This window comes from Novosphingobium sp. TK46 (genome assembly GCF_055361525.1).
Genome location: NZ_CM143963.1, coordinates 1382994 through 1404677 on the forward strand (window position 1 = coordinate 1382994; position 21684 = coordinate 1404677).

Consider the following 21684-nt stretch of genomic DNA (forward strand, 5'->3'; position numbering starts at 1 on the left):
ACGCTCCGCTTCACTCGCCGATCACATGGACGGCGATTTCGCGACGGTGCGGCATCCGACGATGCTCGGCAAGGTATATCCCCTGCCAGGTGCCAAGGCGCATCCGTCCGCCCGCGATGGGGATCTGAAGGTTCACCCCGGTCAGCGTGGCGCGCAAGTGCGCAGGCATGTCGTCGGGCCCTTCATCGTCATGGGCGTAGTGATCGCCTTCGGGCGCGACCTGCTCGAACCAGGCAAGCAGATCGCTGCGCACGGCGCGCGCGGCATTTTCCTGGATCAGCAGCGAGGCCGAGGTGTGGCGGCACAGCAAGGTCAGCACCCCTTCGTCGATCCGTGCTTCGGCCAGCCATCGCGCGACGACATCGGTGATGTCGGTCAGCCCGCGGCCGGAGGTATCGAAGCGAAGGGTGGTACTGGATTGCTGCATCATCCTGTTTTGGGGTGCTGGGTGCGCGCTTGCAATCGTGCCGCCCCAGGGAAAGCTGCGCGACGTCGCGGCATGAGGCCATTCGCGATCGGTATCGCCGGGTTGCGAGGATGGCAGGAGGCGGCTACCTTCGCACTTGCAGCAACCGGCTTGCCCGGCACGGCGGCTACGATCGGCTCTATCGCGAGGACGTGCATGCAGGCAGCGCATACCATGGTGGCGGCCGCATCGCTGGGCGGCTTCGCCGGCTCGCTTGGGCATACGGCTCGATGAAGGTTCGCCGGATCGTTCGATCGGTGCTGGGCCTTGCCGCAGCCGGAGCCACGACGCTGGTGCTGCTCGGCCAAGCCGGCCGATCGTACCACTTGCTGGATCAGATCAACGCGCTGCTGCCGCCGCTGCTGATCGGTCTGGCGCTGGTCTTGGTCGTCGGGCTGGCGATGCGCGATCGGTGGGTGGCGATCCTGGCCGGGATCGGCCTGATCGTGGGCACCGTGCAACTGGGCGGCGCCGCGTTCGCGCAGCGCGGCCGTCCGGCGCAGGGGGGGCCGCCCAGCCTCAGGATCATGACGCTGAGCGCCTTTCACGCCAATCCGAAACCGGAAGGCATCCGCAAGGCCGTCATGGCCGAGAAGCCTGACATCGTGCTGCTGCAGGAAGCCAACGGCAACGCCGCGCAAGTGATCGGCACGCTGCTGCCGACGTACTACCGCCTCAAATCCTGCCGGCGACCCACCTGTACGCTGCTTATCATTTCGCGATGGCCGCTGCGCCACATCCTCATGCGATACGACAAAAGGCGCGCAACGCCCGATGTGCTCGTCGCCGAGGTCGAAGCGCCATTCGGGCGGTTTCGGCTGATCAACGTCCACATGCCTCGGCCCTACGACCCCGGCGCCGAACGATTCGCGCACCTGCTGGCGCTGGTCGCGCGCGCCAATGCCAAACTGCCGGTGATCGTCGCGGGCGACTTCAACGCCGCGACCGGCAGCTTCGGGCTGACCCGCCTTGCCAAGGAAGCGCATCTGCAGCGCGCCGACGGCTTCATCCCGACGTATCCGGCCAATCGCCCGATACCCGCGTTCGTCGGGATCGATCACATGATGGCCGACGATCGCTGGGCCGGCGCGGATTGCCGGCGCACCGGCGCCGGCAACTCCGACCACTTCGGCCTCGCCTGCCGGTTCCAGTTCGCCCCGGCCAAGTAGCGCGTCAGCGCGGCGGGGCGGCCTCGAAGCGATCCCAGTGGTCGAGCCAGGCATCGACCACCTTGGAACCGACGACGTAGAGGTTCTCCACCGCCGCCTCCAGCCCGGCGTAGCCCTCGTTCTCGCGCAGCAGGTAGCTGGCGGCCTCGGTGCCGGGTGGCGGCATCGTGTAGTTGCTGCCCGCCCGCAGCACCAGCACGCGGTCCTTGTCGGCCCGGCCCGCCGCATCGAGGTAGGTCATCGCCTGAAGCACGCCGGTGTCCTCCATCGCCGAAGTGACGAACTCGCCCTTGCCGTCTGTCCAGCGCTTGACCCAGTCGTTGGCCCAGTTCGTCAGCAGCTTGCCGTGCCAGAAGGTCATCGCCGACAATTGCTCCCCTTCCAGCACGAACGGCGGCTTCTGCGCGTTGGGATAGCCGGTAAAGCGCATCCGCTCGGCGCGGATGGCGGGTGCGTCCGGCAGCTTGATGTCCTTGGTCAGGCCGTAAGCCCACCCGACCAGCGCCGGGTTGAGCCGGAACACGTCACCGCCGGACGTGTCGAGCCTGGTGGTCCAGTCGTTGGGCCCCTTGGTGTTGCGGGCGAAGTAGCCGGTCTTCCAGTCCTTCGGGATCTCGCGCGCGTCGATCTCGTGCGCCAGATCGCCATCGACGACATAGCGCGCCCAGGCGGTCGACCCGATCGAGGCATCCTCGGGATCGATCCCGGCGATGCCGGCGACCAGCCAGTAGGCGCGGCGCAGGTCGAAGCGCGGGTCGAGCCCCAGCGCCATCGTCGCCGCGGTCGATCGCGCGGTACCGACGCCGGTGACGATACCCAGCACCTGCGTCGTGGGATTGTAGTAAAGGTCGTGAAATCCTTGCGGAAACGCGATCCGCTGCGTCAGGCCACGCCGCGCCTTCCACAGCTGGAACTCGCCGGCGACGTCCCCCTCGTCCTTGCCGATCTCGAACAGCGAGACGATCACCACCTTGACCGGCAGGGGCGAGGCGCAAGGCCGGGCGGGTGCACAATCGGCAGCCGCATGGGCGGGTGGCGGGGCCGCATGGGCAGGCAGCACGGTTATGGCGCCCAATCCGGCGAGGATCATGGCAAGCGACATCGGGCGCATCGAAAGCTTTCTCATTATCGGTTCATCGTCATCCCCGGCAGATGCGGGGATGACGAGGCAAAGACCTTTCAGAACTTGTACTTGACGGTGCCCTGCCAGCTACGCGGCAGTTCGGGCTTGACGTTCTGCGAGGCATAGAGTTCGACGAAGTTGGCGCGGAAATAGCGCTCGTTCAGCGCGTTCTTGACGTTGACCTGGAACATCCAGTGCTCGGTGTCGTACGTCACGCCCAGATCGACGATGGTGTACGACGGCAGGCGCAGCGTGTGCGGATAGTCCGCCCATTGCTTGGGCACGTGATAGGCGCTGGCGGTCAGCGAGATGCCGTTGTCGAACGAATACGATGCCGTACCCGAATAGAGGTTGCGTGGGATGCCCGGCCGCTCGGCCATGCTCTTGTCGGTCAGCGCGACCAGACCGTTGGGCGCGGCGCCCAGGATCAGCGTGGGGTCGACGCCGTTCGCCGCCAGCAGATCGGCGCCATAGTAATAGAAGAACGCGCCACCGCCGTTGAGGAACGACAGGTTCACCACCTTGGTATGGGTATAGGCGGCGGTCAGCAGCAGATGGCGATCGACCGACCAGCGCGCTTCGGCCTCAAGGCCCGTGGTCTTGATCGCCTGGTTCACCGTAAGCGACTGGATCGTGTAGTCGGTGCGCGTCTGCTTGTAGACCGACAGCGCCGCATACAGCTTGTTGTCCAGCCAGCTGCCCTTGACGCCGCCTTCGTAGAGCTTCGACGCGGTGATCCAGCCATTGTTGTAGACGTTGGAGGGATCGACCTCGGCACCCTGCCCGGTGATGATGACCGACTGCTTGGCGATTGTGGCATAGGGGATCAGGCCGAAGGGCAGCTTGTAGTTGGCGCTGGCGGTGTACGACCACACGCCCTTGCTGTCCTTCTGCGTGTTGTTGCCATTGGGTCGATTGGCGGTGTTGACCGCGGCCAGCGGGATGTTGACGTTGAACTGGGTCGCGTCGATCTTGGGCAGCACGGCTGTCGAAGTCACGCTCATGCGATCGTAGCGACCGCCCACGGTGATATCGAGGCCGAAGGCGAAGTCGAGGTCGGCCAGCAGGCTGAACGCGGCGTCGGTGTAGTGCCCCTTGAAGTAGCTCGAATAATCAGAATCCGTGCGTGTCGATACCAGCCGGTTCGACAGCGCGTTGTAACCCTGGCTCAGGTCGACGCGACCGAAGTATTCGTAGCCGAAATCGTCCGCGTGGTTGAACTTGGTATAGCGGATCGACGGCGCCGCCTGGATCGAGAAGACGCCGGCATCGTTGGTGAACTTCTTGGACAGGACCACCTTGTCCTCGATCACGTAGGAGTCCGCCTTTTGCGAGAAGCCATAGGCGTTCTCGTTGCTGTTCTTGTAGCCGTCGTAAAACGCCTGGTTCTTGATCTCGAGGTCGTTGCCGCCGTCCCAGATCAGGTCGGCGTAGAGCGTCGTCGCGATGTTATCCAGGAAGTCGTTCTCGCCCGTCAGCGTCTTCTTGCGGCTCAGCTTGGTGGTGCCGACGTTGGTCAGGCCGGAGTCCGGGTAGAGCGTCGCCAGACACGCGTTGTTGAGGCCCGAAGCGAAGGGGTTGCTGAACGGCGGGGTGGTGCAGAACGCGCCGCCGAACGTACCCAGGCCCCTGCCGCCGTTGGCCGCACGGGCTTCGGGCGCGGAGATCTTGCCGTCGCCATCGGTGTCGAGCGGCTTGGCCTGCCCGGTGATGTAGGTGCCGTTGTCGATCAGGTCCTGCGTCACGCGGTTCCAGCCGCCGTTCTGCGTGCCTTTGAAATTCTGGTACATGCCGCCGAACTCGACCCGAAGGTCAGGCGTGATCTCGGTGTCGAACGAGCCTTGCAGCAGCGTCTGTCGGGTCTTGATGTTGTCGTAATAGCTGTCGGCATCGGTCACCTCGCCATACAGGCTGTAGCCGAACGCATGATTGCCGATGCTGCCGGGGCCGACGACGTTGGCGGATAGCACGTTGTTGTTCCAGCTGCCGCGCGTGTAGGTGAACTCCGCCTTGGGCTCGCTCAGGTAGCCGCCGCCCGAGACGCGCGCGGACTTTGGCACGAAGTTGATGTAACCGCCGGTCTTGGCCGGGCCCATGATCGGCGAGGCAGGGCCGCGCACGATGTCGATACGGTCGGCGGCGCCGATCGGCGTGGGGTAGTTGCCCGGATTGTCGAGGCGACGGATGCCCCGGAAATAGGTCTCGCCCGGGGTGCCACGAATATCGAGCGAACCGCCGACGCCGAAGAACGAGTTGGTGAACGTGCCCGGCGCCTGCGCGATCAGGTCGTAGATGCTGGTGACGCCGAAACGCTCGATCTGCGCCCGGCTGACAGTCGAGACCGAACGCGGGGTTTCCGTCAGCGTCTTGTCGAAGCCAAGCACGGTGCCCACGCCCTTTACCGGCAAAGCGTCCAGCGCGCCTGTGACGACGATGTCGCCGGCGGGTTCTTCGCCCGACGTCGTGCTGGCGGCGGTGTCTTGCGCGAAGGCGGCCGTGCTCAGCGCGGTGCAGCCCAGCAGGCCGGTTGTCAGCGCCGTCACAAATCGTGCGGATCGGGTGTACGGTGTCGCGGTATCGCCGCGCGAAGCAACCGTGGTGAGCTTGGCCGTCATGTAAAACCCCCTGAATGGGTCTGCGATCGGTCGAAGTCTCCTCCCCCGTCCGCAATCCCCGATGCGTGTGTCGCCTCCCCCCGGTGCCCTCGTCTCGCCCTCGTTGCGGGGCTGAGGTTTCTGTCTGGCGATCGTGACCCGCCTGCGCCCCGACACGTCACCGCGGTGCCTGTGCCGTCACGCAAACAAAGCGTTCAGGCCGGCGCGCGGCGAACGGCCGGGGCCGCGCCATGTCAATCTCGTGTTAGTAGAAGCCCTCATTGTGTCGCGGATGCCAATTAACCCTCCCGCGCACTTTCCAAACGGTATGCGCTTGACATGCACCGCGCAAACGCAATGAATCTCGCACCGCGTTGCAAAAAACAGAGCACACCTGAATGCCCGCCTTTTCCCGTTTCCTGCGCTACTTCATGACCGTGGGCCGCCTCGGCTCGATCCGGCGAGCCGCCGACGAGCTCAACGTCTCCGCCTCGGCGATCGCGCGCCAGATCCTTAACGTCGAGGCGGAATTGGGAACGCCGTTGTTCGAGCGCCTGCCCTCGGGCCTGCGGCTGACCGCGGCGGGCGAGATCATGATGGCGGCGGGCGGGCGTTGGCAAAAGAACATGGCCGACGTACGCGCGCAGATCGAGGACTTGCGCGGGTTGAAGCGCGGCCATGTCGACATGGCGGTGATCGACGCGATGGCAAAGGGCGTGATCCCGGGCGCGATCCACGCGCTGCAGCAGCGCTATCCCGGCATCACCATTTCCGTTCGCGTGCTGGAGAACGAGGCAGTGCGCCGCGCGGTGAGTGCGGGCGAGGTCGATTTCGGCATCCTGTTCGAACCCCATTCCTATCGCGACCTCACCGTGCGCGCCTTCGCCGAAGTGGTGCTGGGTTTCGTCACCCCCTCCGGCCATCACCTTGCCCGGCGCAGCGAGGCGCGCTTTTCCGCGTGCATGGGCGAGCCCTTGATCGTGCCGGCCGAGCCGCTGCAGGTCTCGCAGCAGATCGCCGTGCTCGAAGGCGCGACCGGGTTGCAGCCCGAACGCGCCGCCAGTTCGGACAACATCCAGATGATCACCTCGCTGGTGCTGCAGGGCGTCGGCGTCGGCGTGCTCACCTCGCTCGACGTGATGACCGAGGTCGAGCGTGGACTGTTGGCGTTCACCCGCATCTCCGACACGCTGCTGCGACCGATGACCCTGGCGCTGTGCACCGCCTCCGCCCGCACGCCGACCTATGCCGCCGGGATCGTGCTGGGCGAGATCGAGACCGCTTTCTCGCAGCTGAGCTATGCCGCGATGATGCAGGGGGTCGAGGCACGCGCCGGGACGCCCGGATGATCAGCATTTGCCGAGTGCGGCGAGGTTGGGTAACCCGGCACGTCACCCGTGACACCAGCGGACAGGAACATCGATGAGCGAAGCGGCCGAACCCGAACTGTATTACCTGGAATACTACGAGGAGTTCCTCGCCAAGGTGCGGCTGCTGTCGCGCAAGATCCTGGAAAGCGACTGGCGGCCCGAATTCGTGATCGGCGTGGGTCGTGGCGGTCTGGTGCCGGCGGTCTACATCTCGCATCAGCTGGAGCTGCCGATGCTGTCGATCGACCACTCCAGCCGCGTGCCCGGCTTTGCCGACGAACTGCTCGCCAAAGTCGCGGCAATGAGCGCGCAGGGCTCGCGGCTGCTGTTCGTGGACGACATCAACGACAGCGGCAGCACCATCACCTATATCCGTGACCTGCTGCTGGGCAACGGCTGCACCGCCGACAATCTGCGCTTCGCCGTGCTGATCAACAACAGCGGCAGCCGCGCCACGGTCGATTACTGGACCGACGCAATCGACCGCGCCGAGGACAAGCGCTGGTTCGTGTTCCCGTGGGAGTCGGTCAGCACCAAGGCCTCGATTGTCGAGGAAGCGCTGTCGGTGCCCGAGCGGCTTTCCTGATCTAGGCGCGGCACCGGCCTGCGCGCCCACCCGACCTCCCGAACAGCGTATTCTGATGGGAGGTCGGGTGGGCGCGCAGGCCGGTGCCGCCTCCAAACAAAGGAGTTTCCTGATGCGGATCTGCGTCTATCTCGGCTCGTCAGCCGGAACCCTGCCGATCTACCGCGAAGCCGCCGAGCAGTTCGGCACCTTGTTGGCCAAGCGCGGCATCGGCCTTGTCTATGGCGGTGGCCAGGTCGGGCTGATGGGCGTGATCGCCGATGCGGTCTGCGCGGCGGGCGGCGAAGTGATCGGCGTCATCCCCGAAGCGCTGCGCGCGCGCGAACACGATCACCAGGGCATCACTGAGCTGCACGTCGTCCAGACCATGCACGAGCGCAAGGCGATGATGGCCAACCTCGCGGACGGCTTCGTCACCCTGCCCGGCGGGATCGGCACGTTCGAGGAAATGTTCGAGGCGTGGTGCTGGTCGCAGCTTGGCTATCACGCCAAGCCGGTCGGGCTGCTCGACGTCGGCGGCTTCTATTCGCAGTTGCGCGAGTTCATCGACCATGTGGTGTCACAAGGCTTCCTCCAGCCGCGTCACCGCGCGATGTTGCTGGTGGAGAAGGATCCCGAGGTGATGCTGGATCGAATCGTCAACTTCGTGCCGCCCGAGACCGAGCACTGGCTGGGCGATAAGGACGTCTGACCGATACCGTCAGGAACCGCGGGCGGGTGGCACGCTAGGCATCACGCCGCCTGCCATTCCGGCTCGGCCAGCGATCGATCCGCCTTCATCATAACCGTATAGCTCACCAGCGAAACCGCCACGCCCACGAACCAGGCATAGGTGTATATTCCGGGCCACGGCGCGCCGATGCCGCCGAACGTCCCGGGTGCCGCTACGGCCAGGAACCCCGGCAGGTTGGGCGCGATACCCAGCACCAGCGCCATCAGCGCCTTGCCGTTCCAGCCGTTGCCGTAGGCGTAGGGCCCGTCCGCTTGATAGAGCCCGGCGACGTCCAGCCTGGTCCCGCGCACCAGCCAGTAGTCGCCGATGAGGATGCCCGCGATCGGCCCGAGCAACGCGCCGTAGCCGGTCAGCCAGGTGAAGATGAAGCCCTGCGTGCTCTCCAGCAGTTTCCACGGCATCATGAACAGGCCGATGCAGGCGGTGATCAGCGCGCCACGCCGGTAATCGATGCGCGATGGCGCGATCGAAGCGAAGTCATAGGCCGAACACACCAGGTTGGCGGCGATGTTGCACGACACGGTATCGACCGCGATCACGATGAGGCCCAGCAGCACGAACGGACCCGACAGCGTGCCGGCCAGCTCGACCGGATCCCAGATCGCCTTGCCATAGATCACCACCGTGGCGGATGTGGTCATGACGCTGATCAGCGCGATCAGGCCCATCGTCGGCGGCAGGCCGAGCGTCTGGCCGATCGCCTGATCGCGCTGGCTGCGGGCGAACCGGGTGAAGTCCGGGATATTCAGCGCCAGCGTGCCCCAGAAGCCGACCATCGCGGTCAGGGTCGGCAGGAACACGGCCCAGAACTGCCCCTCCTTCGCGCCCCCCGGCGCGAACGCGGATGGCGTGGCGAAGATCGGACCCAGCCCACCCGCCGCATCGAGCGCCCACCACAACAGGCCAATGCAGGCGATCAGCTTGAGCGGCGCCGTCCAGGTTTCCAGCCGCCGGATCGTGAGCAGACCCTTGCGAACGAACAGCAGCTGCACCGCCCAGAACACCAGGAAAGCCAGCAGCTGTCCCGCGCCGATGCCGAGGATCGGCAGCGTCGCGCCGCGCAAGTCCTGCTTGAGGAAGATGCCCAGCAACGTCAGCAGCGCCTCGCCGCCGATCCAGGTCTGGATGCCGTACCATCCGCAGGCGACCAGCGCGCGGGCCAGCGCCGGCAGCCGCGCGCCGGTGGTGCCGAACGAGGCGCGCACCAGCACCGCGAACGGCACGCCATACCGCGCGCCGGGATGGCCGATCAGCAGCATCGGCACCAGAATGATGATGTTGCCCAGCAGCACCGTCCAGGCCGCCTGCGCCGCCGACATGCCCTGCTCGATAAGGCCCGAGGCCAGCATCCACGTCGGCACCGCGACGATCATGCCCACCCACAGCGCCGCGAAGTGATACCAGCGCCAGGTCCGCTGCTCCGGCCCGGTCGGTGCCAGATCGGCATTGGCCAGATCGGCATTCGTGAAATCCGGCCTGGAAAGTGCGCCACGATCGTCGTGCATGCTCAAAGCCCCCATGCGGATCCGCACTCGGCCACGAGAATGCCGCATTGCAGCAAAACCGCAAGATCATGTTGCCGCCTATCTGCCAGACGGAGATGGGCGCCGTCCGATCGCCACGACTTCAGAGCAGGGCGCGCCGAAACCGGGCCAGCCGCGCCACCGCCTCATCGATCACGGCGTCGGCCTTGGTGAAGCAGAGCCGCACGATCGTCACAGGCGCGCCCTCGCCTTCGAACAGCGCGGAGACCGGGATCGTCGCTACGCCCGCTTCGCGCACCGCGCGCTCCGCGAAGGTCGCATCGTCCAGCGCGATGCCGGAAGCCGCAAGGTCGACGCAAAGGAACCAGGTCGCCGCGTTGGGCAGGACGGCGTAGCCGGCCTGCGCCAGACCATCACGCAACCGCGCGCGAGAGGCGGCCCAGCCCGCCCGCTGCGCATCGAGCATGGCGTCCGACATCGCCAGGCCGTCGGCCACCGCCCACTGCAGCGGCACGGCGGTCGCATATGTCAAGAACTGGTGCGCGCGGGCCAGAGCGGTGCCGGTAGCGCCACTTGCCGCCATCCAGCCGATCTTCCATCCGGTGAGCCCGAAGATCTTGCCCGCCGAACCGATCTTCACGCAGCGCTCAGCCATGCCGGGAAAGGACATCAGCGATCGGTGAGGCACACCGTCGAAACGCACATCCTCCCAAACTTCGTCACAAATCGCGATGAGATCGTGGGCGACGCATATTCGCGCGATACCGCCAAGCTCCTCCTCGCTGGCCACGGTTCCGGCGGGGTTGAGCGGATCGTTGAGCATCAGCAATCGCGTGCGTGGCCCCATTGCCGCCTCCAGCCGAGCGAGTGGATAGGCGAAGGCTGGCGGCGCAAGCGGCACCGATACCGGCACCCCGCCCGCGCGCCGGATCATCGGTGCATAGGCGTCGTATGCCGGCTGGAACAGGATCACCTCGTCGCCGGCTTGGACCAGCGCCAGCAGCGACGCGGCCAGGGCCTCGGTCGCGCCCGAGGTCACGGTCACATCCCCGGCCTGAAGCGCCAGCCCCTGCCGCCGGACGTAGTAGTCACTTACCGCAACGCGCAACTCGGCGACGCCCGCTCCGGGAGGGTACTGGCTGGAGCGATCCTGCAACGCGCGCGCCGCGGCATCGAGCAACGGCGCCGGGCCGGGAGCATCGGGGAACCCCTGCCCAAGGTTGATCGCGCCATGTTCACGAGCCAGCGCGCTCATGCGGTCGAACACGGTTCGGCTCATCGTGGCATAGACGGGATTGATGCGCGGATTGTCAGTCATGTCGGCTACGATACAGCCGTGCGCGTGATGTTCCATAGCCGCCGCCGCATCACACCCGCGCCAGCCTCTGGCCAGCGCGGACCATGCGCCGCATGCCAGCTATGGCCATGGCGAATACGTCTCGCCATCGGCTGTCCTGATTGATAGCGGGGGAAGATGGAGATGCGCTTGCCCTGCTGCCGCCCAGGCATGCTTGTTCGCGAAGACCCGGCCCGATGATCCACCTTGGGAAGGCCGTGGACGAGTTCGAACAGCTGCCGCTGCTGCAGGAGCGACCGGCTTGGCGCTATGCGCTGGTCCTGGTGCTGAGCATCTCGGCACTCGCCGTGCGCTGGGTTCTCGATGATTCGCTGCCACCGGGTTACCCGTTCCTGACGTTCTTTCCGGTCGTCATCGTCAGTTCGTTCCTGTTCGGACGCGGTGCGGGCATCTGCGCCGGTACTATGTGTGGCCTTTTCGCCTGGTACCTGTTCATCCCGCCGGTGTTCACACTCGCGTTCTCGCCTGCCAGCCTGATCGCCATGGCATTCTACTGCGGCGTCGTCGCAGTCGACATCGCGCTGATCCACTGGATGCAGCGCGCCAACGCCCGCTTGCGCGCCGCGCGCGAAGAGGGACGCCGCCTGGCCGAGCACAGCACGAAGCTGGCCGAACGCTCCGAACTGCTGTTCCAGGAACTGCAGCATCGCGTTGGCAACAACCTGCAGATGGTGGCCGCAGTGCTCTCGCTGCAGTTGCGCAAGCTGGACCAGCCGCTTGCACGACGCGCGATCGAGGACGCGGTGTCGCGCATCCAGATCATCGGGGCGATCCAGCGGCAGCTCTATCGCACCACTGGCGAATTGGTGCCGATCGACGATTTCGTCGGCGACGTGTGCGATCAGCTTATCCGATCCAGCGGCAAGCCGGGCGTGACCTGCAACGTCGAGGCATCGACCGGGCTGGTGCTGCCGCCCGATGCCGCGGTGCCACTGGCGCTGATCCTGTCAGAGGCCATCGCCAACACGCTCGAACATGGTTTCAGCGATCGCGATCACGGCCGCATCGTGGTGGAACTCGTGACCCGAAGGGACATGGTCCGCCTGAGCGTGCGCGACGATGGACATGGCCTGCGCCTGGGCCTCGACCCGAGTTTGACGGACAGCCTGGGCTTGCGGATCTCGCGCATCCTGAGCCGCCAGCTCGGCGCCGATTATACACTGCGCAACGCCGATCCCGGCTGCGAAATGATCCTGTCACTGCCGGCACTGCGGCTCACGACGGCGCGCTGAACGACGATCGCGGATTGCACCAAAGTCGATTTCTCTGACGCCCGGCGATAACTTGTCATTCAGTGTCTTCGGCCTACATTACGAAGGCAAAGCGAGTTTCGAAAGACAGCTATGAACGACGATCAGCAGCCCAACGGCAATCCCTGGATCAAAAGCCTTCTGGTGTGGGGCGGCATCTTCCTGGCTTTGCTGATGGTCGTTTCGATGTTCGGGTCGCGCAGCGATGTCGGACAGTCGATTCGCTATTCGGATTTCCGGTCGAAGGTGGCGGGCGGCACTGTCGCCGAAGTGCAGATCGGATCCGATCGCATCGTCGGCAAGTACAAGAACGGCGACTCGTTCAGCACCATCCCGATTCCCAACGACACCACGTTGCCGCAGCTGCTTCAGCAAAATGACGTCAGCTATGCCGGCAAGGCTGCGGATGAGCCCAACCTATTGCTCTACATCCTGGTTCAGGCGCTGCCGTTCGTGCTGATCCTTGGCGTCGCGTTCTTCGCGCTGCGTCAGGTGCAAAAGGGTGGCGGATCGGGCGCGATGGGTTTCGGCAAATCCAAGGCCAAGCTGCTGACCGAACGTTCGGGTCGCGTTACTTTCGACGATGTCGCCGGCATCGACGAAGCGCGCGAGGAGCTGGAAGAGATCGTCGAGTTCCTGCGCGACCCTACGCGCTTCTCTAAGCTGGGTGGCCAGATCCCCAAGGGCGCGCTGCTGGTCGGCTCGCCCGGTACGGGTAAGACACTGCTGGCTCGCGCCATCGCGGGTGAGGCCGGCGTGCCGTTCTTCACCATCTCGGGCTCCGACTTCGTCGAGATGTTCGTCGGCGTCGGCGCCAGCCGCGTGCGCGACATGTTCGAGCAGGCCAAGAAGAACGCACCCTGCATCGTCTTCATCGACGAAATCGACGCCGTTGGCCGCCATCGCGGTCATGGCATGGGCAACTCGAACGACGAGCGCGAGCAGACGCTGAACCAGCTGCTGGTCGAAATGGACGGTTTTGAGGCCAACGAGGGCATCATCATCATCGCGGCCACCAACCGCCCCGACGTGCTCGACCCCGCCCTGCTGCGTCCGGGCCGCTTCGATCGTCAGGTCGTGGTGCCGATCCCCGACATCGAGGGTCGCGAGAAGATCCTGTCGGTGCACATGAAGAAGGTGCCCTTGGCTCCCGACGTGCTGCCGCGCGTCATCGCTCGCGGCACCCCCGGTTTCTCGGGTGCGGACCTCGCCAACCTCGTCAACGAAGCCGCCTTGCTCGCCGCGCGTCGCAACAAGCGCTTGGTCGCCATGCAGGAGTTCGAGGATGCCAAGGACAAGGTCATGATGGGCGCCGAACGCCGCTCGATGGTGATGACCGACGACGAGAAGAAGATGACCGCCTATCACGAGGCCGGCCATGCGATCATCTCGATCAACGAGCCCGCGTCCGATCCGATCCACAAGGCCACGATCATTCCGCGCGGTCGCGCGCTGGGCATGGTGATGCGCCTGCCGGAGCGTGACAGCTACTCGTACCATCGTGACAAGATGCTTGCGAACCTCTCCGTCGCCATGGGCGGTCGCGTCGCCGAAGAGATCATCTTCGGTTACGACAAGGTCAGCTCGGGCGCGTCTTCGGACATCCAGTACGCCACCGGCCTCGCCCGCAACATGGTCACCAAGTGGGGCATGTCGGACAAGCTGGGACCGCTGCAGTACGAAGAGCAGCAGGAAGGCTATCTTGGCATGGGCGCTTCGGCCCGACTGATGGGCTCTGACGAGACCAACAAGCTGATCGATAGCGAGATCCGCCTGCTCGTCGACACCGCGCACAAGCGTGCGACCGACATCTTGCAGGATCAGGCCGAAAAGTTGCACCTGCTGGCGAACGCCATGCTCGAATACGAAACCCTGAGCGGTGACGATATCAAGCAGCTGATGGAAACTGGCGAGCTCGACCGGCCCAACGAACCCAAGGGCCCCGCTCGAGCGGTAGCGGTCAAGGGGTCCTCGATCCCGAAGACAGGCAAACGTTTTTCAGGCGGAGCAGCGCCGCAAGGCGCCTGATTTTCGCTAGCCCGTAGTCTTAAGAGAAGGGCCGTGGGGAAACTCTCGGCCCTTTTTCGTGCTCCATGGAAGGGGATACGTGACGGATCGCGGATAGGGCATTCGAGCCAGGACACCTACCCCGCATAGCCCGGCCTTGGTGTGAAACCACGCCCCCGCTCTCCTGGCGCATTACGCCTGCGTGCTAAAGCCACCTTCAAAGCATGCTGTCATCTGACGCGGATCAGCTGCCTCGATCCTCAAGCTTCTTCTCGATCGCACGCCACAAGCCGATGAAACGTTGAGCCGAGGGACTTTGCGGGGCGATCGCCCCGACCGGCCGCTGTTGCACGGCGCATTGTTCGATCGCGCTGGTGTAGGGGATCGTCGGCCAGTCCGGATGCGCTTCGCGTACCTGCTTGTGCAGAGCGCGGCGCATGTCGATCATCGAGAGGACGGGGAGGATCGGCGGGTGCCGCTTGGCGTGATCCGCAACTTCGCGCACCACCAGTTCGAGCGCCCGGGCCGATAAGGGCGACGGCGGCAGCGGCACGATGATCAGGTCCGCCGCGCGCACGACTTGCGCGCTCAACTCGTTCATGACCGGCGGACAATCCAGCACGATCCGCTCATAGCGCGACCCCAGCATCTCGGTAAGACGCGCCAGCCGCTTGCGCTTGCCGATGGCGTTGAGCGTCGCATCGATGCTGCGGATCGATTCGTCTGCCGGAAGGACGTCCAGACCGGAAAATTCCGTCTCGCGTATGAGCGCGTCGGGATCGGCATCGCGCGAAAACACTTCGCCCGCCTGCGAGGACGCTAACGGGTCGAGTCCATAGAGAAACCCCGATCCGCCCGCGGCATCGAGGTCCCACAACAAAGTGGGACGCCCTGATAGCTCGGCGGAACACCAAGCCAGGTTTGCAGCGACAGTGGTCTTTCCGACACCGCCCTTGACGCTATAGACCGCGATCGTCGCACTCTTGCGCAGCTGGGTTGTCGGAACCGACCTGGGTGCACGAACCAGGCCGGCAATACGCGGAAGCGTCCGTTCGCGTTTCGCCACGCCCGACCGTCCCCGCGTTTCGCCTGCCCGATCAGGCCTCAGCCATCGTAATCGGACCCGATGGAGGTATTGCGCGTCGGCGCGGCAGCGGTGATCCGCAGGGCCTCGGCCGACTGGCTCAGCGAACCCACATCGTCCATTTCGTCATCATCTTCAGGCAGGACGCGCTGCAGCGACGAAACCAGTGTTTCCTTGAGGTTGGCCGGGCGCACCGTCGTCTCCGCGATCTCTCGCAGCGCGACGACCGGGTTCTTGTCGCGGTCACGCTCAATGGTCAGTTCCGCGCCACCCGAGATCTCGCGCGCACGCTGTGCCGCCAGCAACACCAGATCGAAACGGTTGGGGATCTTGTCGACACAATCTTCGACGGTAACGCGCGCCATAGGGCACTCCAGAACATCAACGGAATAAGAAGGGCTACCTCGTACCGCGCGAATGAGAAAAAGTCAACGATCTCACCCATACGGCGCGATCAGGCTTAGGGCGCGTCCATCCTTCATGCATACGACGCCTACCATGGTCACGCGGATGGCGCGAACGATACTGCGGTCGCGCTCGGCAATGCCGGAGCCAAGCCGATGCATCCGGTTTCGGAGATGGGCGTCTCACCTTGCGGCATCGTCACACCGGCACAACATATCTGGCAGATGTACGTAGGCTCTACGCCTTGCCGATGGTCACCTACGGGAACACCGGAAGCCGGGGGTGCAGACGGACCTCTGGCTTTGCATCGGCATATGTTGCAAAGCAGCAATCTAATGCGACGAGTTGCAAGGACGAAGATGAGCGCGATCACCCCGGTAATCCTGTGTGGCGGCAATGGTACGCGGCTCTGGCCGCGCAGCCGGGCGACCCAGCCCAAACCATTTTTGCCGCTGGTAGGTGATGCCACTTTGTTCGAGGCGACACTTTTGCGCTGTCCGGCGAGCGATGGCTTTGGGCCGCCGATAATCGTGACCGGGCGCAATCATCTCCAGCATGTCGAAGCGCAAATCGGTGAAGCTGAGGGGGCCTCGATCATCATCGAACCTGTCGCCCGCAACACAGCGGCGGCGATCGCGCTGGCGGCATTGCGCCTGCCCGAGGACGCGGTCATGCTGGTATGCCCCAGCGATCATCACATCGGCGACCCCCGCGCATTCAGCGAAGCGGCGTGTGCCGCAGCGGGCCTGGCGAAGGAGGGCTGGCTCGTATCCCTCGGCATCGAGCCCACTGCCCCCGAAACGGGCTTCGGGTATCTCAAGCGCGGCGAAGCGATCGGTTCGGTCGGTTTTCGGACCGCTCAATTCGTGGAAAAGCCCGAACTGGAGCGAGCCGAGGCTTTCCTCGCCGACGGATCCTATGCCTGGAACGGCGGCATCTTCGCCTTCACTGCGGGTGATTTCCTGCGCGAGCTCGAAGCGCATCGTCCCGCAATTCTGGCCGCGGTGCGTGTCGCGGTCGAAAAGGGGCACGAGGACGGCCGCCGCTTCCACCCTGACGCGGACGCCTTTGCCGCGGTGGACAGCGAGTCGATCGACTACGCGGTGATGGAGAACACCCGGCGCGCTGCGATGGTCCCGGCCGACATGGCGTGGTCCGACATCGGCAACTGGCCGGCGTTGCATCTGGCGCGCGAGCAGGACGAAAACGGCAATGCCACGCGCGGGCCGGTGGAACTGGTCGACTGCCGCAATGTTCTTGTCGATAGCGACGGCCCGCGTGTGTCCGTGATCGGACTGGAGGGTGTCTACGTCGTGGTCGATGGAGACGATATCATGATCACAACTGCCGCCGGCGCCCAGAAAGTCGGCAAGCTTTCAGGCGCTGCCAACCAGTGAGCGGCTCACTCCCTATCAAGGAAGTCGAAAAGCCCTGGGGTCGCGAAACCCTGCCTGCGCCGTTCACCGCGCCGGAAGGCAAGAAGATCGGCGAAGTCTGGTTCGAACCGCCGCCGGAGTTGCCCGAGCTGCTGGTCAAGTACATCTTCACCAGCGAGCCGCTGTCGGTGCAGGTCCACCCCAGCGATGCCCAGACCCTCGCCAAGGGTCTCGGTCGCCAGGGCAAGGAAGAGTGCTGGGTGATCGTCGCGGCCGAGCCGGGCGCGAAGCTGGGTATCGGCTTCAACCAGCACATCGATGCCGAGCGCATGCGCGCAGCGGCGCTGGACGGTTCGATCGAACACCTGATGACTTGGCATACGGTGTCGCCGGGCGATTTCTATTACATCCCGGCCAATACGGTGCACGCGATCGGCGCCGGGATCAGCCTGATCGAAGTCCAGCAGAACTCCGACATCACCTATCGCCTGTACGACTATGGCCGCCCGCGCGAACTGCACCTGGACGAGAGCGTCGAGATCGCGATCGGCGAGCCCTACGACGACAAGTGGAAGGGCAAGGCAGCCGAGGGCACCACGGTGTCGCTGGTGCCGGGACCGTTGTTCCTGCTGGATCAGGTTGCCGGTCTGCCGTCCGACGACATAGCCTCGCGCTATACCGGCGCGTTGCTGGTGATCCCGCGTGAACAGTCAGTCCATGTCGCCGGAGAGGAGATCGCTCCGGGTGGCTGCGCCGTGGCGAGCAGCCTCGCCGACGTGACGTTCGCGAAGCTAGGATTATGCTTGCTGGCGGCGCCTTACCGCTGAACCCTCGTCAACCCCGCTCTCGCGGGGATGACCGGAGGCAGATTCAGACCACGTCCGCTACGCCTTCCAGCGCGTCGCGCAGCTTGGACAAGGCTTGCGCCTTCAACTGGTGGATGCGCGGGATCGACACATCGAGCACTTGCGCGATCTCGGACAGGTTGAGTTCCTCGACGAAGTAGAGCGACACGATCAGCCGCAGCCGTTCGGGCAAGCCACCGATCGCGGCGATCACCGCGCCGCGGGTTTCCTCGTCCTGCAGCAAGCTCAGGCTGTCTGGCGTCTGATCGGCAAAAGCGGTGTTCTGGTCGGAATAGACCTCGTCGATCGAATCGAACCGCAGCGGCTGGCTGGTATCGCGCAGCGCCGCCAGGTGAGTCTCGTCGACGCCGAGCGCCGTGGCCAGTTCGTACGAGGTTGGGTCGCGCCCCAGCGTGCCGCGCAGTTCGGTTTCCTTCTCGCGCAAGTTACGGCTGCGTTCCGAGGCGCCCCGCGACATCGGTATCGTGCGCCGGATCAGATCGACCATCGCCCCACGCACACGCATCTTGGCATAGGCCGCGAAGCCGTCCTCGCCCGGACCCTGGTGCTTTTGCGCGCATTCGGTCAGCGCGACGAGACCGGCCTGCACCAGATCTTCCACCTCGATACCGGGACGGCCGGTGCCGTTGACGTGCCAGGCGAGGCGACGGACCATCGGCAGGAAGCGGCGGACGCGATCGCCGGTATCGCCCTGATAGGCGCCAGCGATGCGACGCGCACCCGATGCGTTGGAACCGAAATTCGAATGGTCTAGCTTCATGCGGCCATATCCATGGATTCGATGATGTGGGGTTCGGGCAGCGCCGGGGCAGGCGGTGCGGCACCGATGACGTCGACGACCTCGATCGGCTGTGTCGGCGGCAATTCGGAAATCGACAGGACGAGACAGGCGGGCGCACGCATCCGCAACAGCGCGGCCAGCACCCGGCGGGCGCGCGGCTGCACCACCAGCGTCAGCGGGATCGCATTGGGGCCCCGCTCGGCCGACAGCATCGCGACACGCTCGCCGATCATGCGCGCGAGGTCGGGCTCGATCACCGGCTGGCCGGTGACCGGATCGTGCATGCCCTGGACGATGGCGCCTTCGAGGCCAGCGTCGAGGGTGATCACCGGCAGGCGCTCGTGCGGCGGGCAGATGCGCCCGACGATCAGCGAGCCCAGATCGGCGCGGACCAGTTCGACGAGGCGATCGTGATCGATGGTCTGCATGACCGCGCGGCTCAGCGATGCCAGGATGGGCAGCGGGTGGCTGATCGGGATGCCGTCTTCCAGCAGCGCGCGCAGCACACGCGTGATCGCGGCGAGGCTCAGCGGTGCCGGATGGATGGTTTCGACCAGACCGGCAGAGTGTTCCTTCACGCCATCGATAAGCATGCGGACCTCGTCGGGGCCGAGCAGGTCGTGCGGTCGTTCTGCCAGCAACTGGTTGAGGTGCGTGGCGATCACGGTCGCGGCATCGACGGTCAGGAAGCCTTCGGCCACGGCGTGGTCCCGCGCGGCGGGATCGATCCACAAGGCCGGGCAGCCGAAGCTGGGATCGCGCGTGGCATCGCCCCGCAAGGTATGGGTGGGGCGTGCCTCACCGGCGTCGATCGCCAGCACCCGATCGGCGCGAATGGTGGCACCGCCCAGCGTCACCCCGCCCAGCACGATGCGATAATCGTTGGGCGCCATGTCGAGCGCGTCGCGTACGCGGAACTGGGGCACGATGAAGCCGAAGGTTTGGCTCAGCTGCTTGCGCACGCCAGTGATGCGGGTGATCAGCGGCGCGCTCTTGCGCTCGTCGACCAGCTGGACGAGGCCATAGCCCAGCTCGATGGTGACGAGGGTGTGGTCGGACACGTCCTCCAGAACGATGCGGCCGGGATCGACGGGGAGCGCTGCGGGCTCCTCGGCCACCGGAGCGGGGCGATTGGCGCGCTTCCTCAGCGTGTGCCACAGCCAGCCGGCCAGCGCGGCGGCGGGCAGGAAGATCGACTGCGGCATCGCCGGAATGCAGCCGATCGCGCCCATCACCACCGCCACCGGCAACCAGGTGCTGGGCGTGGCGAACTGGCCGCCGATCTGGCCGGCAAGATCGCGGGTGTCCGAGACGCGGGTGACGATCACGGCTGCGGCGATCGAGAGCAGCAGCGAGGGCACTTGCGCCACCAGCGCGTCACCGATGGCGAGCGTGATGTAGTGCTGCGCCGCCTCGCCTGCGGACAGGCCGTGGCTGATCATGCCCAGGCAGAAACCGGCGATGATGTTGACGCCCAGGATCAGCAGCGCGGCGACCGCGTCGCCCTTCACGAACTTGCTGGCGCCATCCATCGAACCGTAGAAGTCGGCTTCGGTCGCGACTTCGCGGCGGCGGGCCTTGGCTTCGTCGGCGTTCATCAGGCCGGCGGCAAGGTCCGCGTCGATCGCCATCTGCTTGCCGGGCAAGGCGTCGAGGGTGAAGCGCGCCGAAACTTCCGACACGCGGCCCGCACCCTTGGTGACCACCACCATGTTGATGATCATCAGGATCATGAACACGAAAATGCCGACCGCGAAGTTGCCGCCGATCAGGAACGCGCCGAAGCTTTCGATCACCATGCCGGCGGCCGCCTCGCCCTCGTGGCCGTGGACCAGCACGACGCGGGTGGAGGCGACGTTGAGCGCCAGGCGCAGCAATGTCGCGAACAGCAGCACGGACGGGAAGGACGAGAAGTCGAGCGGCTTGGTCGCGTTCATCGCCGCCATCAGGATCGCCACCGACAGCGCGATGTTGAGCACGAACGAGATATCGAGCACGATCGCCGGGACCGGCACGATCATCAGCACGATCAGGACGAGGATGCCGCTGGGCAGCGCCAGCGAGCCGATCCCGGAAAGGCGATTAAGGAAGGCGCTCACAGGCCCAGCCTCGCCAGCTGGGCATAGGCGTTACGGACATGCGCAGGCGCGCTTGCGACGCTGCCGCCGAAGCTGTCGCTGACCGTCTGCGCCATCGAGCGGCTGGTCGAGGTCGGCATCTGCATCTCGGCAGAGCGGAACTCACGCTCGATCGGGCCACCGGTGGGCTGCTGCGTCGGCACGTTGAAAGTCTGCATCTGGCCCGGCATGCCGGCGCCGGTTGCGGCCCACATCGCGGCGCTGCCGCCTTCCATCGCCCCGCTGACCCGACCCCGGATGAGGTTCATCATGTCGGACACGCTGCGCGCGCCTTGCGGACCATAGAAGATGCCATGGTTGGCGGCAGCGGCTTGTGGCAGCAGGGCCGCGGCGCTGGCGTTGGGATCGTTCGCCAGCGTGGTCAGGAAATTGGTCGCGCCGCCGATGCCGAGGAAGTGGCCGAGGTAAAGCTCGGCGGCGTCAGGCTCGCGGCCCAGCGCGGTCGCCAGTTCGGCGCGGTTGTCCGCCGCCAGTTCACCCGCCATCAATGCCGAGGTGTTCGCGTCCATGCGCAGCGCCATGATCTGCGCGCGCATCGAGGGGTCGCTTACCTGTCCGTCCGAGATCGCATCGCCGGCCCAGCCCAGCCCGTGGGCGGAGCCGTGACGGTCGAGCGTCTGCAGCCAGGTACCCTTGGTGAACTGGTAAAGTCCGGCAGCGCTGGACGTCGGCGCCTTGGCCGAGGGGTTCAGGCTGGACTCCAGCTTGGCTTGCGCCAGCAGGTAGTTGAAATCGACACCGGTCGCCTGGGCGGCCCGGGCGATGGCGGCACGCACGGGCGTGCCGTTGTCTGCAGGAAGGGCCGAGGTGCCGACGTAAGGAGAATCGCTCAATGCTGGATCCCGGTGGAAAGTTACCGGAGTCGTTCAGCAAGGGGCGTGCCAATTGCCCTTAA

The 21684-nt window shown here is 65.5% G+C and carries 18 protein-coding genes; 8 read left to right on the forward strand and 10 right to left on the reverse strand.

Annotation, left to right across the window (positions count from 1 at the left end; translation table 11 throughout):
- Positions 1-10: 10 nt before the first annotated feature.
- The gene (locus tag ACXJ1Z_RS06575; RefSeq protein WP_463781185.1) at positions 11-427 is read right to left on the reverse strand and encodes a secondary thiamine-phosphate synthase enzyme YjbQ; all 417 of its coding nucleotides are present in this window, start codon (positions 425-427) and stop codon (positions 11-13) included.
- Between the two features lie 110 nt (positions 428-537).
- On the opposite strand from ACXJ1Z_RS06575, the gene ACXJ1Z_RS06580 reads away from it, so the two are divergent.
- On the forward strand, positions 538-1635 hold the full coding sequence (locus ACXJ1Z_RS06580; protein WP_463780458.1) for an endonuclease/exonuclease/phosphatase family protein: 1098 nt from the start codon (positions 538-540) through the stop codon (positions 1633-1635).
- A 4-nt stretch (positions 1636-1639) separates the two neighbouring features.
- Here the strand turns inward: ACXJ1Z_RS06580 and ACXJ1Z_RS06585 are convergent, their stop codons facing one another.
- Both ACXJ1Z_RS06585 and ACXJ1Z_RS06590 read right to left on the reverse strand, forming a co-directional pair.
- The gene (locus ACXJ1Z_RS06585) at positions 1640-2761 is read right to left on the reverse strand and encodes a purine nucleoside permease (protein WP_463780459.1); all 1122 of its coding nucleotides are present in this window, start codon (positions 2759-2761) and stop codon (positions 1640-1642) included.
- A 53-nt stretch (positions 2762-2814) separates the two neighbouring features.
- Complete coding sequence (locus ACXJ1Z_RS06590) at positions 2815-5373, reverse strand: TonB-dependent siderophore receptor (protein WP_463780460.1); 2559 nt, start codon at positions 5371-5373, stop codon at positions 2815-2817.
- Between the two features lie 377 nt (positions 5374-5750).
- Between ACXJ1Z_RS06590 and ACXJ1Z_RS06595 the strand changes: the two genes are divergently transcribed.
- From ACXJ1Z_RS06595 to ACXJ1Z_RS06605, 3 genes are all read left to right on the forward strand, one after another.
- The gene (locus ACXJ1Z_RS06595; protein WP_463780462.1) at positions 5751-6701 is read left to right on the forward strand and encodes a LysR family transcriptional regulator; all 951 of its coding nucleotides are present in this window, start codon (positions 5751-5753) and stop codon (positions 6699-6701) included.
- Positions 6702-6774: 73 nt separating this feature from the next.
- On the forward strand, positions 6775-7308 hold the full coding sequence (locus ACXJ1Z_RS06600; RefSeq protein ID WP_463780464.1) for a phosphoribosyltransferase: 534 nt from the start codon (positions 6775-6777) through the stop codon (positions 7306-7308).
- Between the two features lie 112 nt (positions 7309-7420).
- Positions 7421-7999 carry an LOG family protein gene (locus ACXJ1Z_RS06605; RefSeq protein ID WP_463780465.1) on the forward strand — a complete coding sequence of 193 codons (579 nt, stop codon included), beginning with the start codon at positions 7421-7423 and terminating at the stop codon, positions 7997-7999.
- Between the two features lie 41 nt (positions 8000-8040).
- Here the strand turns inward: ACXJ1Z_RS06605 and ACXJ1Z_RS06610 are convergent, their stop codons facing one another.
- The gene (locus ACXJ1Z_RS06610; RefSeq protein ID WP_463780467.1) at positions 8041-9546 is read right to left on the reverse strand and encodes an NCS1 family nucleobase:cation symporter-1; all 1506 of its coding nucleotides are present in this window, start codon (positions 9544-9546) and stop codon (positions 8041-8043) included.
- A 121-nt stretch (positions 9547-9667) separates the two neighbouring features.
- A complete protein-coding gene (locus ACXJ1Z_RS06615; RefSeq protein WP_463780469.1) occupies positions 9668-10843 on the reverse strand; it encodes an aminotransferase in 1176 nt (391 codons plus the stop codon).
- A gap of 215 nt (positions 10844-11058) precedes the next feature.
- Between ACXJ1Z_RS06615 and ACXJ1Z_RS06620 the strand changes: the two genes are divergently transcribed.
- Together ACXJ1Z_RS06620 and ftsH are read left to right on the forward strand one after the other, a co-directional pair.
- A complete protein-coding gene (locus ACXJ1Z_RS06620; RefSeq protein WP_463780471.1) occupies positions 11059-12114 on the forward strand; it encodes a histidine kinase dimerization/phosphoacceptor domain -containing protein in 1056 nt (351 codons plus the stop codon).
- Between the two features lie 111 nt (positions 12115-12225).
- Complete coding sequence (gene ftsH / locus ACXJ1Z_RS06625) at positions 12226-14160, forward strand: ATP-dependent zinc metalloprotease FtsH (RefSeq protein ID WP_463780473.1); 1935 nt, start codon at positions 12226-12228, stop codon at positions 14158-14160.
- 223 nt (positions 14161-14383) lie between these two features.
- Here the strand turns inward: ftsH and ACXJ1Z_RS06630 are convergent, their stop codons facing one another.
- On the reverse strand, positions 14384-15205 hold the full coding sequence (locus ACXJ1Z_RS06630; protein WP_463780474.1) for a ParA family protein: 822 nt from the start codon (positions 15203-15205) through the stop codon (positions 14384-14386).
- 38 nt (positions 15206-15243) lie between these two features.
- Positions 15244-15588 carry a DNA-directed RNA polymerase subunit omega gene (rpoZ, locus tag ACXJ1Z_RS06635; protein WP_463780476.1) on the reverse strand — a complete coding sequence of 115 codons (345 nt, stop codon included), beginning with the start codon at positions 15586-15588 and terminating at the stop codon, positions 15244-15246.
- A gap of 399 nt (positions 15589-15987) precedes the next feature.
- Between rpoZ and ACXJ1Z_RS06640 the strand changes: the two genes are divergently transcribed.
- Together ACXJ1Z_RS06640 and ACXJ1Z_RS06645 are read left to right on the forward strand one after the other, a co-directional pair.
- Complete coding sequence (locus ACXJ1Z_RS06640) at positions 15988-17025, forward strand: mannose-1-phosphate guanylyltransferase (protein WP_463780478.1); 1038 nt, start codon at positions 15988-15990, stop codon at positions 17023-17025.
- The gene (locus ACXJ1Z_RS06645) at positions 17022-17831 is read left to right on the forward strand and encodes a class I mannose-6-phosphate isomerase (protein ID WP_463780479.1); all 810 of its coding nucleotides are present in this window, start codon (positions 17022-17024) and stop codon (positions 17829-17831) included. Before ACXJ1Z_RS06640 ends, ACXJ1Z_RS06645 begins: the two co-directional genes overlap by 4 nt.
- A gap of 43 nt (positions 17832-17874) precedes the next feature.
- On the opposite strand, the gene ACXJ1Z_RS06650 is transcribed toward ACXJ1Z_RS06645, so the two are convergent.
- Genes ACXJ1Z_RS06650 through ACXJ1Z_RS06660 form a run of 3 tightly spaced genes read right to left on the reverse strand, consistent with a single transcriptional unit; the run spans position 17875 to position 21622 of the window.
- Complete coding sequence (locus tag ACXJ1Z_RS06650) at positions 17875-18630, reverse strand: sigma-70 family RNA polymerase sigma factor (RefSeq protein ID WP_463780481.1); 756 nt, start codon at positions 18628-18630, stop codon at positions 17875-17877.
- A complete protein-coding gene (locus ACXJ1Z_RS06655; protein ID WP_463780483.1) occupies positions 18627-20750 on the reverse strand; it encodes a flagellar biosynthesis protein FlhA in 2124 nt (707 codons plus the stop codon). Before ACXJ1Z_RS06655 ends, ACXJ1Z_RS06650 begins: the two co-directional genes overlap by 4 nt.
- On the reverse strand, positions 20747-21622 hold the full coding sequence (locus ACXJ1Z_RS06660) for a transglycosylase SLT domain-containing protein (protein WP_463780485.1): 876 nt from the start codon (positions 21620-21622) through the stop codon (positions 20747-20749). Before ACXJ1Z_RS06660 ends, ACXJ1Z_RS06655 begins: the two co-directional genes overlap by 4 nt.
- Positions 21623-21684 lie beyond the last annotated feature (62 nt).

What these genes read in the sequence shown, in the direction of transcription:
- ACXJ1Z_RS06605 (WP_463780465.1), top strand. Translation starts at nt 7,421, where the DNA reads ATGCGGATCTGCGTCTATCTCGGCTCGTCAGCCGGAACCCTGCCGATC.
- ACXJ1Z_RS06620 (WP_463780471.1), top strand. Translation starts at nt 11,059, where the DNA reads ATGATCCACCTTGGGAAGGCCGTGGACGAGTTCGAACAGCTGCCGCTG.
- ACXJ1Z_RS06580 (WP_463780458.1), top strand. Translation starts at nt 538, where the DNA reads ATGGCAGGAGGCGGCTACCTTCGCACTTGCAGCAACCGGCTTGCCCGG.
- rpoZ (WP_463780476.1), bottom strand. Translation starts at nt 15,588, where the DNA reads ATGGCGCGCGTTACCGTCGAAGATTGTGTCGACAAGATCCCCAACCGT.
- ACXJ1Z_RS06585 (WP_463780459.1), bottom strand. Translation starts at nt 2,761, where the DNA reads ATGAGAAAGCTTTCGATGCGCCCGATGTCGCTTGCCATGATCCTCGCC.
- ACXJ1Z_RS06590 (WP_463780460.1), bottom strand. Translation starts at nt 5,373, where the DNA reads ATGACGGCCAAGCTCACCACGGTTGCTTCGCGCGGCGATACCGCGACA.
- ACXJ1Z_RS06615 (WP_463780469.1), bottom strand. Translation starts at nt 10,843, where the DNA reads ATGACTGACAATCCGCGCATCAATCCCGTCTATGCCACGATGAGCCGA.
- ACXJ1Z_RS06600 (WP_463780464.1), top strand. Translation starts at nt 6,775, where the DNA reads ATGAGCGAAGCGGCCGAACCCGAACTGTATTACCTGGAATACTACGAG.
- ACXJ1Z_RS06575 (WP_463781185.1), bottom strand. Translation starts at nt 427, where the DNA reads ATGCAGCAATCCAGTACCACCCTTCGCTTCGATACCTCCGGCCGCGGG.
- ACXJ1Z_RS06650 (WP_463780481.1), bottom strand. Translation starts at nt 18,630, where the DNA reads ATGAAGCTAGACCATTCGAATTTCGGTTCCAACGCATCGGGTGCGCGT.
- ACXJ1Z_RS06595 (WP_463780462.1), top strand. Translation starts at nt 5,751, where the DNA reads ATGCCCGCCTTTTCCCGTTTCCTGCGCTACTTCATGACCGTGGGCCGC.
- ACXJ1Z_RS06610 (WP_463780467.1), bottom strand. Translation starts at nt 9,546, where the DNA reads ATGCACGACGATCGTGGCGCACTTTCCAGGCCGGATTTCACGAATGCC.
- ftsH (WP_463780473.1), top strand. Translation starts at nt 12,226, where the DNA reads ATGAACGACGATCAGCAGCCCAACGGCAATCCCTGGATCAAAAGCCTT.
- ACXJ1Z_RS06640 (WP_463780478.1), top strand. Translation starts at nt 15,988, where the DNA reads ATGAGCGCGATCACCCCGGTAATCCTGTGTGGCGGCAATGGTACGCGG.